This window comes from Polaribacter litoreus (assembly GCF_054584775.1).
On the sequence record NZ_JBTLRD010000004.1, the window covers coordinates 192,992 to 207,663 of the forward strand.

The 14,672-nt window shown below is 30.3% G+C and carries 9 protein-coding genes and 1 tRNA gene; 6 read left to right on the forward strand and 4 right to left on the reverse strand.

Going from position 1 to position 14,672, the window contains the following annotated elements:
- Positions 1 to 217 precede the first annotated feature (217 nt).
- A complete protein-coding gene (gene thrA, locus ACW9UN_RS04595; protein WP_459484304.1) occupies positions 218 to 3,619 on the forward strand; it encodes a bifunctional aspartate kinase/homoserine dehydrogenase I in 3,402 nt (1,133 codons plus the stop codon).
- Positions 3,620 to 3,670: 51 nt separating this feature from the next.
- Positions 3,671 to 4,849, forward strand: coding sequence for a trans-sulfuration enzyme family protein (locus ACW9UN_RS04600; RefSeq protein ID WP_459484306.1), 1,179 nt, complete (start codon positions 3,671 to 3,673; stop codon positions 4,847 to 4,849).
- Between the two features lie 128 nt (positions 4,850 to 4,977).
- On the opposite strand, the gene ACW9UN_RS04605 is transcribed toward ACW9UN_RS04600, so the two are convergent.
- Both ACW9UN_RS04605 and ACW9UN_RS04610 read right to left on the reverse strand, forming a co-directional pair.
- Positions 4,978 to 6,147 carry an OmpA family protein gene (locus ACW9UN_RS04605; protein WP_459484308.1) on the reverse strand — a complete coding sequence of 390 codons (1,170 nt, stop codon included), beginning with the start codon at positions 6,145 to 6,147 and terminating at the stop codon, positions 4,978 to 4,980.
- A gap of 150 nt (positions 6,148 to 6,297) precedes the next feature.
- Complete coding sequence (locus ACW9UN_RS04610) at positions 6,298 to 7,686, reverse strand: dipeptidase (RefSeq protein WP_459484310.1); 1,389 nt, start codon at positions 7,684 to 7,686, stop codon at positions 6,298 to 6,300.
- Between the two features lie 104 nt (positions 7,687 to 7,790).
- On the opposite strand from ACW9UN_RS04610, the gene ACW9UN_RS04615 reads away from it, so the two are divergent.
- Positions 7,791 to 7,872 (forward strand) — tRNA-Leu (locus ACW9UN_RS04615).
- A gap of 155 nt (positions 7,873 to 8,027) precedes the next feature.
- On the opposite strand, the gene ACW9UN_RS04620 is transcribed toward ACW9UN_RS04615, so the two are convergent.
- Positions 8,028 to 8,942 (reverse strand): ISAon1 family transposase, encoded by a 915-nt coding sequence (locus ACW9UN_RS04620; protein ID WP_459484474.1) that lies wholly within the window; start codon positions 8,940 to 8,942, stop codon positions 8,028 to 8,030.
- Positions 8,943 to 8,961: 19 nt separating this feature from the next.
- Positions 8,962 to 9,315 carry an ISAon1 family transposase N-terminal region protein gene (locus tag ACW9UN_RS04625; protein ID WP_459484312.1) on the reverse strand — a complete coding sequence of 118 codons (354 nt, stop codon included), beginning with the start codon at positions 9,313 to 9,315 and terminating at the stop codon, positions 8,962 to 8,964.
- A gap of 152 nt (positions 9,316 to 9,467) precedes the next feature.
- Between ACW9UN_RS04625 and ACW9UN_RS04630 the strand changes: the two genes are divergently transcribed.
- The 3 genes from ACW9UN_RS04630 to ACW9UN_RS04640 all read left to right on the forward strand — a co-directional run bounded on the left by ACW9UN_RS04630 (position 9,468) and on the right by ACW9UN_RS04640 (position 14,665).
- On the forward strand, positions 9,468 to 9,662 hold the full coding sequence (locus ACW9UN_RS04630) for a hypothetical protein (protein WP_459484313.1): 195 nt from the start codon (positions 9,468 to 9,470) through the stop codon (positions 9,660 to 9,662).
- 174 nt (positions 9,663 to 9,836) lie between these two features.
- Entirely contained in the window at positions 9,837 to 11,471 is a 1,635-nt protein-coding gene (gene susR / locus ACW9UN_RS04635) for a SusR family glycan utilization regulator (RefSeq protein ID WP_518525014.1), read from the forward strand.
- Between the two features lie 254 nt (positions 11,472 to 11,725).
- Positions 11,726 to 14,665, forward strand: a complete 2,940-nt coding sequence (locus tag ACW9UN_RS04640) for a SusC/RagA family TonB-linked outer membrane protein (RefSeq protein WP_459484317.1) — start codon at positions 11,726 to 11,728, stop codon at positions 14,663 to 14,665.
- Positions 14,666 to 14,672: the final 7 nt, after the last annotated feature.

A 14,672-nucleotide genomic window follows, 5' to 3' on the forward strand; every position in this document is an offset into this window, starting at 1 on the left:
TAATCCTGCAAGGTCTCAAAGACCTTGTAGGTATTTTAATAAACAAATTATATATAAACCTATTAAGGTTTTTAAAACCTTGTAATTTAAAATAATAAGAACCTAAAATCCTTAAGTATTTCATTTTGAGTGAAATGAAGTGAAGTTGAAAAATCTATTTAGATTTCTCCACAAGAGCGAAATGACATACTAATTTGATTATTTTATTAAAAAAGATTTGAAACATCCATTGCAACATATTAAAATAAAAGATTTTACCACAGAAGCTGGTGTACTTATCCCTGAATTAAATTTAAGTTATCAAGTTTTTGGTAAAGAATTAGGTACAGCTCCTGTGGTTTTAATCAATCATGCATTAACAGGTAATAGCGAAGTTGGTGGTAAAAATGGTTGGTGGAAAGACATTGTAGGTAAAGAAAAAGCCATTGATACAACTGTTTATACAGTTTTGTCTTTTAATATTCCTGGTAATGGTTTTGATGAATTTCTGATAGATAATTACAAAGATTTTATTGCTAGAGATATTGCAAAACTTTTTTTAAAAGGATTATCACTATTAAAAATTAAGCAATTATTTGCTTTAATTGGTGGTTCTTTAGGAGGAGGAATTGCTTGGGAAATGATGGTGTTAAATAACAAATTAACGCAACATTTTTTACCCATTGCTACAGATTGGAAATCTACAGATTGGTTAATTGCCAATTGTCAAATTCAAGAACAATTTTTGGTAAATTCTAGCAATCCTGTTCATGATGCAAGAATGCATGCAATGCTGTGTTACAGAACTCCAGAGAGTTTTAAAGAGCGTTTTCATCGATCTAAAAACGAAGATTCTGCTATTTTTAATGTAGAAAGTTGGTTGTTGCATCATGGAAAAAAACTGCAAGAACGTTACCAATTATCGTCTTATAAATTAATGAATCAGTTGTTAAAAACGATTGATGTAACTGTGGGTGGTAAAAAAGATATTTCCATATTAGATCAAATTGAAGCGAATATTCACATTATTGGTGTAGATTCTGATTTGTTTTTTACAGCAGAAGAAAATAGAGAAACCCATAAAAAATTAGCATTAACAAAGGCAAATGTTACTTATAACGAAATTAATTCTGTTCATGGTCATGATGCTTTTTTAATAGAATACAATCAATTAGAAAAAATAATTGAACCAATTTTTAATAAAGATTACAGAGAAAAGAAGATGAAAGTTTTAAAGTTTGGAGGTAAATCTTTAGGGAATGGAAAAGGTTTGCAAAATGCTATAGAAATTATAGTGAGTAAATATAAAAGCGGAGATAAAATTACGATTGTTGCTTCTGCTAGAGGAAATTCAACAAACGATTTAGAAGCTATTTTACAAAATGCAGCTGCAAAAAAGGAATATAAATCTAAATTTTTAGCATTTAAAGAATATCAACAAGAACCTAATAAGGCAGTCGATTTTTCTGAAGAATTTTCTAAGTTAGAAACCATTTTTGAAGGTGTTTCTTTATTGGGTGATTATAGCCAGAAAATTAAAGATGAAGTTTTAGCGCAAGGTGAATTATTATCAGTAAAATTATTGGCTAGTTTATTAGAAAAAGAAGCTATTTCTGTAAATCCTGTAGATGCAAGATCGTTAATAATTACTGATGAAAACTTTGGAAATGCACAGCCAATTCAAGCAGTTTCAAAAGAAAATGTAATTCAATATTTTAAAGAAAATAAATCTACAATTAACATTGTAACAGGGTTTATTTCATCAAACAAAAAAGGAGAAACCACTACTTTGGGTAGAAATGGAAGCAATTATACTGCAGCTTTATTAGCAAATTATTTAGATGCAGATGAACTTCAAAATTATACACATGTAAGTGGTATTTACACTGCTGATCCAAAATTGGTTGCAGATGCTAAAAAAATAGATCAATTATCTTTTAACGAAGCTAATGAGCTAGCTACTTTTGGTACAAATTTGTTGCATGCTAAAACAATTATTCCGTTAATAGAAAAAAACATAAACCTTAGAATATTAAATACTTTTAATCTTAAAGATAAAGGAACTTTAATTTCATCTACTTCTGCATCACAAGGAATTAAAACCATTTCTACCATAGAAAATATGGCGATGATTAATTTTGAAGGTAGAGGTTTATTAGGTAAAGTGGGTGTAGATGCTCGTATTTTTAATGCATTAAGTAAAGAAGATATTAGTGTTAATATTATTGCACAAGGTTCTTCTGAAAGAGGTGTTGGTTTGGTGATAAATGCCGAAAATACTGTACGAGCTGTAAATGCATTAAAAGATGAGTTTGAAAGTGATTTTCAGGCTCAAGATGTAAATCAAATAACAGTTTTTGATCAAGTTTCTGTAATTTCTATTATTGGGCAAGATTTAAGTCAATTTCATCATCCATACAATGCTTTAATAAAAAATCAAATTGTACCGCTTTTATTTAACAACACAGTTACAGGTAAAAATGTGAGTTTGGTGGTTAAAAAAGAGCAATTGTATAAAGCTGTAAATGTAATTCATGGTCAGGTTTTTGGTGTAACCAAAAAGATAAACATTGCCATTTTTGGTAAAGGTTTGGTTGGTGGAACATTAATCGATCAAATTATAGAAAATACGCAATCTGTTTTAGAAAGACGCAAATTACAATTGAATGTTTTTGCAGTTGCAAACTCTAAAAAAGTGTTGTTAAATAAAAATGGAGTTTCTAAAAACTGGAAAGAAAATCTTTTAGAAAATGGTGAGGAAAATGTAAAAGTTAGCGATATTATTGCTTTTGCAAAAGCCAATCATTTCGAAAATTTAATTGCGGTTGATAATACAGCAAGTGTAAATTTTGTAAGCAATTACATTCCGTTAATAGAATCTGGTTTCGATTTGGTTTCTTGTAATAAAATTGCCAATACCTTATCTTTTGATTTTTATAAAGAAGTAAGAGCCAAATTAAAAGAATATAGAAAGCAATATTTATACGAAACCAATGTGGGTGCAGGTTTACCTTTAATAGATACCATTCGTTTATTACATGAATCTGGTGAGAATATCACTAAAATCAGAGGTGTTTTTTCTGGAAGTTTAAGTTATTTGTTTAATACTTTTTCTGCTGAAGATGTTTCTTTTTCAGAAACGTTGCAAGAAGCAATAGATAAAGGATTTACAGAACCAGACCCCAGAGAAGATTTAGGAGGAAATGACGTTGCTAGAAAATTATTAATTTTAGCAAGAGAATTAGAGCTAGAAAATGAGTTTGATGAAGTAAAAATTAAAAATTTAATTCCAGAAAATTTAAGAGAAGGTGCTGCAGAAGATTTCTTAGGGAAATTAGATTTATTGAATGATGAATATCAAACTATAAAAGAAAATCAAAAACCAAATCACGTTTTACGTTATATTGGCGAATTAAGTGGAGATTTATCACAAAATAAAGGTACTTTAGAAGTAAAGTTAGTTTCCATAGACAAAAATACACCTTTAGGTTCTTTAAAAGGTTCTGATGTAATTTTTGAAATTTATACAGAATCTTATGGAGAACAACCAATTGTAATTCAAGGAGCAGGAGCAGGAGCAAGTGTAACTGCAAGAGGTGTTTTTGGAGATATTTTAAGATTAGCAAAACATAATAATTGACACAAAGTGTCATTCTGAACTTGTTTCAGAATCTCATAAAAATAAAAAATAATGAGCAAACATTTCGAAACAGAAGCAATTAGAAATCAAACAGAAAGAAGTCAATTTTCTGAACATTCTACACCTTTATATGTAACCTCTAGTTTTGTTTTTGATGATGCAGAAGACATGCGTTCATCCTTCGCAGAAGAAAAACAACGTAATTTATACAGTAGATTTACAAATCCGAATACAACAGAATTTGTAAACAAAGTTGTGGCTATGGAAGGTGCAGAAAGTGGTTATGCATTTGCAACTGGTATGTCTGCTATTTTTTCATCATTTGCAGCGCTGTTAAATGCAGGCGATCATATTGTTTCTTGTAGATCTGTTTTTGGTTCTACACACAGTATGTTTACCAAATATTTGCCAAAATGGAATATAGAAACCTCTTATTTTAAGGTTGATGAAGTAGATTTGGTTGAAAGTTTAATCAAGCAAAACACAAAGATTTTATATATAGAAACTCCAACTAATCCTGCTGTAGATATTTTAGATCTAGAGTTGATAGGTAACATCGCCAAAAAACACAATCTAATTTTTATTGTTGATAATTGCTTTGCAACACCTTATATACAACAACCCATAAAATTTGGTGCAGATTTGGTAATCCATTCAGCTACCAAATTAATGGATGGTCAAGGAAGAGTTTTAGGCGGAGTTACAGTAGGTAAAGAAGATTTGATTCGTGAAATCTATTTATTTGCTAGAAATACTGGGCCAGCAATGTCTCCTTTTAACGCTTGGGTGTTATCAAAAAGTTTAGAAACGTTGTCTTTACGTGTAGAAAAACACTCCGAAAATGCTTTAAAAGTAGCCTTATTTTTAGAAGAAAATACAAATGTAGAATTGGTAAAATATCCTTTTTTAGAATCTCATCCTCAGTACAAAACTGCCAAAAAACAAATGAAATTAGGGGGCAATATTGTTGCATTCGAAATTAAAGGCGGAATTGAAGCAGGAAGAAAATTCTTAAATAAAATTAAGATGTGTTCTTTATCCGCAAATTTAGGAGATACTAGAACTATTGTTACACATCCATCTTCTACAACTCATGGACGTTTGTCAGAAGAAGATCGACTAGAAGTCGGAATTACAAATGGTTTAGTGCGTGTTTCTGTAGGCTTAGAAAATATTGATGATATTATTTTTGATATCTCTCAGGCACTTCAAAGTTCTTATAACGAATAGATATTTTACTAAAGATATTTTGAATCTTTAAAAACAAAGAAAAAACATACTTATATAAAAAAGAGGCCGTTTGACAAGTTGTAATACCTTATCAAACGACCTTCTTTTTCCTTATTGTCTAATTGAATTTATTTCAGTTTAAAAGTAACTTTTCTAGCTAACTGTCTAGCTTCTTTTCCAACACTTCTATCTTCACCTCCTCCAAAATATGAAAGTCTAGAAGGCTTGATGCCAGCAGCTACCAAAACATCAAATACTTTTTTAGCTCTACTTTGCGATAAAGCGATATTGGTTGTTTCTTTACCAGTTTCATCTGCATAGCCAATTAATTCTGCATTTATGGTAGGATTATCAATCATAAATTGTTTCAAATAATTAACAGAATTTAAAGATCCTTCTTGAATATCTGCTTTATTTGTGTCAAAATATACATTGATATAGCCACTGTTTAGAAGATTTCTAATGAAACTTACATTAGAGCCTGTAATTTGATTTGCATATTTATCAGTATCCTCTTTTTTAATATATCTTGCATCAAGTTCTGTGATTATTAGCTCTTTATTAGGTGAAACATCTTTAGCTTTTAAGATCGTAATTTCTTTTTCTGCTTTAGCTAAGCGTTCTTTTAGTGCATCTAATTCACTATCAAAAACCATTTCTTCTGTAACTTCTTTAGAAAAATCTGCTAATTTTTTATTTTTTCCTAGGGCTATGTTTACTCCTATAGATGTGTTAAAAAAACTAATATTAGACTCTCTAACAGCGGTGTTTGCACCACCATCTACATTATCATCTTGGCCAAAATGAATAAAAGAAGAAAAATCTAGAAATAAACCTATTCTTTCAGAAAGCTTATATTGAGGCGTTAAACCAAAACTTATAGGTATCATAAAATCACCACCATTATCTGAAGGCTCAGTTACGTTAAGAGAAGCTGCTCCTATACCTGCATGACCTAATACATTAAAGCGGTCAGTCCAAGAATTAAAATGTAAAATGTTACCAATATTAATAACACTCTCTATAGAGGCTCTATAGTAATTTGATTTAAAAGGGGTTCCTGCAGATTCTGAGAAACTATTGTACCCCAAATCTAAACGTACTCCAAAACGTTCGTTAAACATATAACGAACCCCAAAGTTACCTTGTCCTAGGATTGATGCACTTCTTCCTGCGGAAATAGTAGAACCTAGTCTGTGAATTCCTGCTCCTAGATCAACAGACCAAGGGCTAAATTCTTGCGCGCTTGTAAACAAAGATACCAACGTAAATAGTACCCCAAAGTAAATTTTCTTCATAATTAATTTTATTTTCAATTGATTTATATATTTAGACAAAAAGTCAAATTTAAAACTCTTAAATTAATTTTGGGGAAATTTATTTATAAACTGTTTAATAACCTCGATAAACTGATCTTAAAAGCGGTTAAAGTACTACAAAGATAATAATTATCTATGTAGTTTAACGAAATTAGAATAAAAATATGGTATAGTTTCGATGCCTTTTAGGTAGTTCCAAATCCCAAAATGTTCATTAGGAGAATGTATGGCATCAGAATTTAATCCAAATCCCATTAAAATTGTTTTGCTTTTAAGTTCTTTTTCAAAAAGAGATACAATGGGTATACTTCCTCCACTTCTTTGTGGAATAGGAGTTTTACCAAAAGTAGTTTCATAAGCTTTACTTGCTGCTTTATACCCAATATTATCTATAGGTGTTACATAACCTTGACCTCCATGATGAGGTTTTACGATCACTTTTACAGATTTAGGAGCAATTTGTTCAAAATGTTTCACAAACAAATCTGATATTTCTTTCCAATCTTGATTCGGCACTAAACGCATAGATATTTTAGCAAAAGCCTTGCTAGCAATTACAGTTTTAGCTCCTTCTCCTGTGTAGCCTCCCCAAATTCCATTAACATCTAAAGTGGGTCTTATAGAATTGCGTTCGTTGGTTGTATAGCCAACTTCACCATAAACATCATCAATTGCTAAGGCTTTTTTATAAGCATCTAATGAAAAAGGTGCTTTTGCCATTTCTGCTCTTTCTTCTGTTGAAAGTTCTTCTACCTTATCATAAAAACCAGGAATGGTGATGTGATTACTTTCATCATGCAAAGAAGCTATCATTTTGGTTAAAATATTAATAGGATTTGCGACAGCACCACCATATAAACCAGAATGTAAATCTCTATTTGGCCCAGTAACTTCTACTTCTACGTAACTTAAACCACGTAAACCTGTTGTTATTGATGGAATATCGTTAGCAATCATTCCTGTATCCGAAATTAAAATTACATCATTGGCCAATTTTTCTTTATTTCTAGGTACAAACCAAGCTAAACTTTCAGAGCCAACTTCTTCTTCACCTTCTATCATAAATTTAACATTACAAGGTAAATTTCCTGTAGATGTCATGTATTCTAATGCTTTTACATGCATGTACATTTGCCCTTTATCATCGCAAGAACCTCTTGCAAAAATGGCTCCTTCAGGGTGAATTTCTGTTTTTTTGATAACAGGCTCAAAAGGGGGAGAAGTCCATAATTCAATTGGATCTGCAGGTTGCACATCATAATGACCATAAACTAAAACAGTTGGTAGATTTTTGTCGATAATTTTTTCGCCATAAACTATTGGATATCCAGGAGTTTTGCATAGTTCAACGTTATCACAACCCGCTTTTTTAAGACTGTTTAAGACAAAATCTGCAGTTAGCAAAACATCTTTTTTGTGTGATGAATCTGCTGAAATTGATGGTATTTTAAGCAAATCTATGAGTTCTCTTAAAAATCGTTGTTTATTATTTTCTATATAAGATTGGATAGGATTCATTGTTCAATTTTAAAACTTAGTCATCAAAAATAGAAAAATTATAACGAACAAGTTTGTAGTTTACAAGTATTGTTTATATTTGCATCCCAATAAATTGGAAAGTTGCAGGCGTGGTGGAATTGGTAGACACGCTAGACTTAGGATCTAGTGCCGCGAGGTGTGAGAGTTCGAGTCTCTCCGCCTGTACATAGTAAGAGTCTCAACATGTATTTGTTGAGGCTTTTTTGTTTTCTTAATTTGTACGATTTTTGTACGATTACGGATAAAGGATGGATCAAGTCCAAAAGTTGTGGGATTTTAAAATTAAGCATAAATATTTGTTAATCTAAAAAGGAAGAATTCTACATTTTTGACCACTCTAAATTGTGATCTAAAAGTTTTAATTTTAGCATTAAAGATTCTGCAGAAGCATTGGTACTTCTATTGATAAAATAGTTAAGAATAGATCTGTAGTTAATAGTTACAGTATTTGCTATTGTATTAAATGCTCTAAATCCAGATTGCTCAACATCTTTATACCAATGTGCCAATTTAGTATATGCTATTTCTATGGATTTAGTAGAATTAAAAATACTTCTAAGATTTTGTACCAAGTTAAAGGCTGTTTTGATATCAGGATATTCTTTGAATAGTATTTGGCTTCTTTCATATTGATTTTTAGTCCAATTAGAAGGCGCTTTGTAAAGTAAATATCTACTTCTAGCTAATAGCTGTTTTCTGGTATCTCCATTACTGAAGAGCTTTGGCTTGTATGCTTGGCCTTTTAATCTAGCCTTTTTTATTTCTTGATTTTCTAGGTCTATGGCATCCCATCTATGTTTTATTCTGATATCCTGTAGAGCTTCTAAAGCAAGCCTTTGCACATGAAATCGATCTGTAACCTGCATAGCTTTTGGGAAGCATTTTTTAGCTATTGTTTTCATGGAGTTAGCCATATCTAAGGTAATTTCTTTAACCTTAGCCCTTTTCTTAGCTGGTATTTTAAGAAGCTGTTCTATAATAGGCTCCACTTTTGTACCTGCAAATATGGCGACAATGCTACCCGCCTTTCCCTTTGCTTTTTTATTGGTGATTATCGTGTAGAGTTCTCCTTTAGAAAGTGCTGTTTCGTCAATAGAAAGATAAGGGCCAATATTCTCAGGGAAAACAAGCCACTCTTTAGCATGAGGCTTTTGTTTCCATTGTTTAAATTCACTGAGATAATCACGATATTGTCTGCTAAGTTTTTTACCATCTACATTATAAAACCCAGCTATAGTATGACAATCTGAAGTTTTAGTATCTACTAATTTCTTTTAAAAAAGCAGCGAACTCGGTGGTCATTCGAGTTCCCTGTGCCACTAAGTTCCAGTCTCTTTGTACAACTTGTTTTGTGTCTTTATTTAGCCATCTTCGCCGCTTTACATGTAAATAAACAGTGTTTCCTCGTAAAGGAAAGTCTTGAATGGTCACTTCTTTATGAAAACCGTGAGCGATTAGCGCACCATTAGATTTTTCTTTAGGTTCTACATTACGTTCTTCAAAGTAAAGATGTATAATCTCTGCTTTTTTTGTGTGGTTAACTAAATCAAAATGATGAATTAAAAATTCTGGTAGAATAAGCTTGAGTAGTTCTAGGTAATGATCCAATATCTTTTTTTATCACAAAGATCTAACTATTTAAACAATCCACACACAACTTTTGATATTGATCCAGTTTTACAGTTGCCTCTTGATGCAATACCAAATGGGGCTTGACGAATGATGGGTTGCCTCTCGATGCAAGTTGCAAGAAAACCTTTATGGTAATAAATCTTGCTGCAAAAGCTATAATAAAAAATACAGAATATGAGTTTGGGCATTATTTTAATACAATAGAGGACTTTAACTTTTTCAAATTATCAATACCAAAAGACGGCTTTAATAACGTACTTAATAGTTTAAAGCGAATCATATTTGTAGAAATATCTATAGAGCAAACAAACAATGACCTGTAAACTTACTTTTTTTAGTATTTTAAATTATAATTTTATTTTAGCTATCCAAAGAAACATAATCATATCCGTTTGTTTTCATACTTAGGTAATTAAATTAATTAACTTTACAATTGATTAGGATGTTTTATTTTTTTTAAATTAAACTTACTTTTACTCATAATTTTTTTAAAGATAATGTTTAGAATTTTTATTGTCTTATTTCTTTTTTCAAAAGTAGCATATGGAACAAACTCTTTAGACTCGTTGTTGGTGGCTTTAGAGTCAAAAATGGAAAAACGTTCTTTTTTCGATAGAAAAAGAGAAAAAAATATCGAAAACTATAAACAGATTTTAAAAGATACTTTACTTGAGAAAAAAGTTAAGTATAAACTTACCAAAAAATTAATTAATGAATTAGAATATTATAGCTTTGATGCAGCTTTGTTTTATGCAATAGAAAATCTAAAAACTGCACAAAACTTAAAGGAGTCTTTTTTAATAATCGACTCAAATATATTGCTTGCTAAATTATTAATGGATTCTGGTAGGTATAAAGAGTCTTTAGATATTCTAACAAATATAAAAAAAAAAGAGGTTTCATCTGATTTGCTTCCTAGGTATTTTTATGTTTTAAAAGAAGCGTATTCAGAATTAAGTTATTATTCGTCGATTCCAGAAAACAAACACAATTATTACTCGAAACATATCAATTATCAAGATTCTCTTGCTTTAATTTTACCAAAAAAATCTGATGAATTCCTTAGATTAAAAGAAAAGGAATACAGAGACAAAAGATTGCTAGGCAAAGCTTTAAAAATCAATGATAAAAGGCTATTAGGTAAGAAAAGTGGTACACGCATTTATTCATTAATTACTTTTGAAAGATCTTTATTATATGAACTAGCTAAAAATAGAAATGATGAAAAGAAATACCTTATTTTATCATCTATCTCAGATATAGAAGCATCAGTAAAAGACAATGCTTCTTTGGCTAAATTAGCAATGATACTTTATGAAGAAAAAAAGATTTTTAAAGCACATAAATTTATTAACTTTTCTTTAGATGATGCAAAATTCTTTAATTCAAAATTAAGGTTTATTAATTTATCTAATATTTTGCCTGTAATTACAGAAGCTTACGAGAGAGAAGGTAAACTTCAAAATAAAAAGCTAACAAGATCACTTATTTTTATTAGTTTTTTAGTTGTTATATTAATCTTTACTATTTTATACATCTACAACCAAATTAAAAAACTATCAGAAGCTAGAACTCAGTTAAAAAAGGCAAATACAACTTTAAAAGACCTAAACAATCAGCTTAAAATATCTAATGAGAATTTGAATGATATTAATGCGGAGCTGTTAAAGTCAGATACTATTAAAGAAAGGTATATTGGTACGTTTCTAAATCTTTATTCTGATTATATCAACAAATTAGATATTTATAGAAAGTTAGTAAAAAAGTATGTTGCCTTAAATAGGATGTCGGAATTACAAAAACTAACAGAATCTAAACAGGTAATAGATGACGAAATGAAGTTGTTTCATAAAAATTTTGATGAATCTTTTCTACATATTTACCCAAATTTTATCGATAAATTTAACGAGTTATTAAAAAAAGATAAAAGAATTGTTGTGAAAAGGGGTGAGCTGCTAAGCACTGAGCTAAGAATTTATGCCCTTATAAGACTTGGTATAACCAACAGCGAGCAAATTGCTAAAATTTTAAGGTATTCTGTAAGCACTATTTATAACTACAGAGTTAAACTAAAAAATAACTCGGTTATAGGTCGAGAAGCTTTTGAAGATAGTGTAAAAAAAATATCATAAACTTTGGTGTTTTTAACTACTTTTTTAGAATTTAATAGCTACTTTTTTTAAATTAATACATTTTTTAAAATATTGATTATTAGTAAAATAGTGTAATTAATTATTTGAATTAACTACTTTTTTAAGTTTAAAATATTTTTAAAAATTAGCTTGTGCTTATTTTTGATCAGGTAAATATACCATACAAAAAAGATAAAATAGACTAATTCGAATAAGTAATTAATCAAAAAAATCAACTTAATCACAATAATTTTATGACTGAAAAAAGAATTTTATTACCACTACTTCTTATAGGTTTTGTCATTTCCACCTATAGTCAGGTAACATTACAGGGTAAAGTAACAGACACCTCAAATGAAATTCTCTTTGGTGTTTCTGTATCTATTAAAGGTACGTCTAAAGGAGTTACTACAGATTTTGATGGAATTTATCAATTTACAAATCCAATACCTATCGATGCAGTTTTAGTTTTTAACTATTTAGGGATGAAAACCATAGAAATTAAGGTTAATGAAAGAAAAGAAATCAACGTAATTTTAGAAGAAGATGCCCAGCAATTACAAGAAATTATAGTTGTAGGTTATGGTTCTCAGGTAAAAAAGGATATCACAGGTAGTGTTTCTACTGTAAATTCAGAATCGTTAGAGTCGAGAGGAAATAGTCAGCTTGGTTCTTTAATTCAAGGTCAATCTGCAGGGGTAAAAGTTTTATCAAGTTCAGGTAAACCGTCTCAGGGCTTTAGTGTAAGAATTAGAGGTACAAACTCGATTAATGCTGGTAGTGAGCCTTTATACGTTGTAGATGGAGTTCCCACAACAGATACTAGATCCATTAATCCACAAGATATAGACGCAATTACCATTTTAAAAGACGCTTCTTCAACTTCAATTTACGGTGCTCAAGGTGCAAATGGGGTTGTTTTAATTACAACAAAAAAAGGAAAAACAGCAAAACCTCAAGTCACTTTTGATACTTATTTAGGTTTCTCTCAAGTTTGGAAAACATTACCAGTACTAAATGGAGAGCAGTATCGAGATTTAATGACAGAATTAGGTTTAACCACTAATTGGGCTTTATTAACTGCTCAAACAGATTGGCAAAATGAAATTTTTCAGAACGGCTTATCTAGTAATTACCAATTATCAATTTCTGGTAAAAGTGAAGGAACAAATTATTATGTTTCAGCTGGTTTTACAAGTCAAGTTGGTGCTGTTAGAAGTGCTGAATTAGATAGATCTAGTTTTAAAATTAATTTAGATCAGCAAATAAACGATTGGTTAAAAGTAGGTTCGCGAATTTCATACATTTCTTATTCAGATGTAGATGTAAACGATAATAATAATGTAAATGCTGGTGGAGTTTTATTAGGAGCTTTAACTACACCAAGTGTTATTGGTGTTTTTAATGAAGATGGAAGTTTTACAAGCAATCCTTTTCAAAATTGGGAAAACCCTTTGGCAAGTACAGATGGTTTACAAAGAGAATTTAATAGCCAACGTTTTTTAGGAAATTTATACTTAGAGGCAAATTTTTTAAAAGATTTTACTTATAGATTAAATTATGGTATAGACCATAGTAATGGTATTTTCGATTCCTTTTTAGATCCTTTAAGAACAGGTTTTGGTAGAGCTATAAAAGGGCAATCCATCAGCAATACAAATAGTACAAAATATTACATCTTTGAAAATACTTTAAAATATAGTAAAGAATTTAACAAACATAAAGTAGATGCTTTAATAGGATCTGTAACACAAAAGTTTTTATTCGAAAATAGTGCAATACAAACAAGAAACTTTGCGAGCGAAAGTGTTACAACTCCAAACGGAGGTTCAGAAATATTTGCGGCTACAGCTACAAAATCAGAAAAAGCAAATGCCTCTTTTATAAGCAGAGTAAATTATAGTTTTAATGATAAATATTTAATTACAGCAAATTTTAGAATAGATGGTTCAAGTATTTTTGGGCCTAATAATAGATGGGGGTATTTTCCTTCATTTTCAGCTGGATGGAGGATTTCAAATGAAAATTTCTTAAAAAATGTAGATGTTATTTCTGATCTCAAATTAAGAGCTGGTTGGGGATTAGTTGGTAACGATCAAATAGCAAATTACGCTTATTTAGGCAGAGTTGGTAATGGCGCAAATTATCCTTTTGGAGGCGTTGCACAACCAGGTACTTTTCCTGCATCTATAGAAAATTTATCTTTAAAATGGGAAGAATCTGCACAAACTAATATAGGTATTGATTTATCGATATTAGATAATAAAATTGGTTTAACAGTTGATGCTTATATAAAAAATACGAAAGATTTGCTTTTAAACGCACCTTTACCAACGTCATCTGGTTTTGAAAGTGCTTTTCAAAATATTGGAGAGCTTCAAAATAAAGGTTTAGAAATTACGCTGCAAACAGCTAATATAAACACAGAAGAATTAAACTGGAATTCTTCTTTTAATATTTCTTTCAATAGAAATGAAGTTATTAATTTAGTCGGACAAGAATTATTTCAAGGAGGAATTGCTGGTGGAAGAGGAGAAGCTAGTTTGGTAAGAGAAGGCGAACCTTTGGGTATTTTATATGGCTATATTTTTGGTGGTGTAGATCCACAAACAGGAAATGCCTATTATGTTGCTAAAGATGGTACCACAACATTTACACCAACTGCAGAAGACAGAACTATAATTGGAGATGCCAATGCCGATTTCATTTACGGTATCAATAATTCAATTACTTATAAAAATTTTAATTTATCTATTTTACTAGAAGGTTCACAAGGCAATGAAATGTTAAATGCCACTAGAATTGAATTAGAAGGAATGACAGATCCAAAAAACCAATCTACAGCTGTTTTAGATAGATGGAGACAACCTGGAGATATTACAAATATTCCAAGATCTAGTTTTGGTAATACAGATAACTCTAGAATCTCTACAAGGTTTATAGAAGACGCTTCTTACTTAAGATTCAAAGCAGTTACATTAGGATACACTTTACCAAAATCAATTATAGATAAATTAAATATTAAAGAAATTAGACTTTATGCAACTGGCGAAAATTTATTTACCATAACCAATTACTCTGGGTTAGACCCAGAAGTAAATGCTTTTGGTGGCAGTAATACAGTTAGAGGAATCGATTTTGGGACCTACCCACAAACAAGAAACATCCTTTTTGGAGCAAGTTTAAAGTTTTAAATAGTTT

Bases quoted from the DNA above. Each gene is read 5' to 3' on its own strand.
- ACW9UN_RS04600 (WP_459484306.1), top strand. From the start codon at position 3,671: ATGAGCAAACATTTCGAAACAGAAGCAATTAGAAATCAAACAGAAAGA.
- ACW9UN_RS04605 (WP_459484308.1), bottom strand. From the start codon at position 6,147: ATGAAGAAAATTTACTTTGGGGTACTATTTACGTTGGTATCTTTGTTT.
- ACW9UN_RS04610 (WP_459484310.1), bottom strand. From the start codon at position 7,686: ATGAATCCTATCCAATCTTATATAGAAAATAATAAACAACGATTTTTA.
- ACW9UN_RS04630 (WP_459484313.1), top strand. From the start codon at position 9,468: ATGGTAATAAATCTTGCTGCAAAAGCTATAATAAAAAATACAGAATAT.
- susR (WP_518525014.1), top strand. From the start codon at position 9,837: ATGTTTAGAATTTTTATTGTCTTATTTCTTTTTTCAAAAGTAGCATAT.
- ACW9UN_RS04640 (WP_459484317.1), top strand. From the start codon at position 11,726: ATGACTGAAAAAAGAATTTTATTACCACTACTTCTTATAGGTTTTGTC.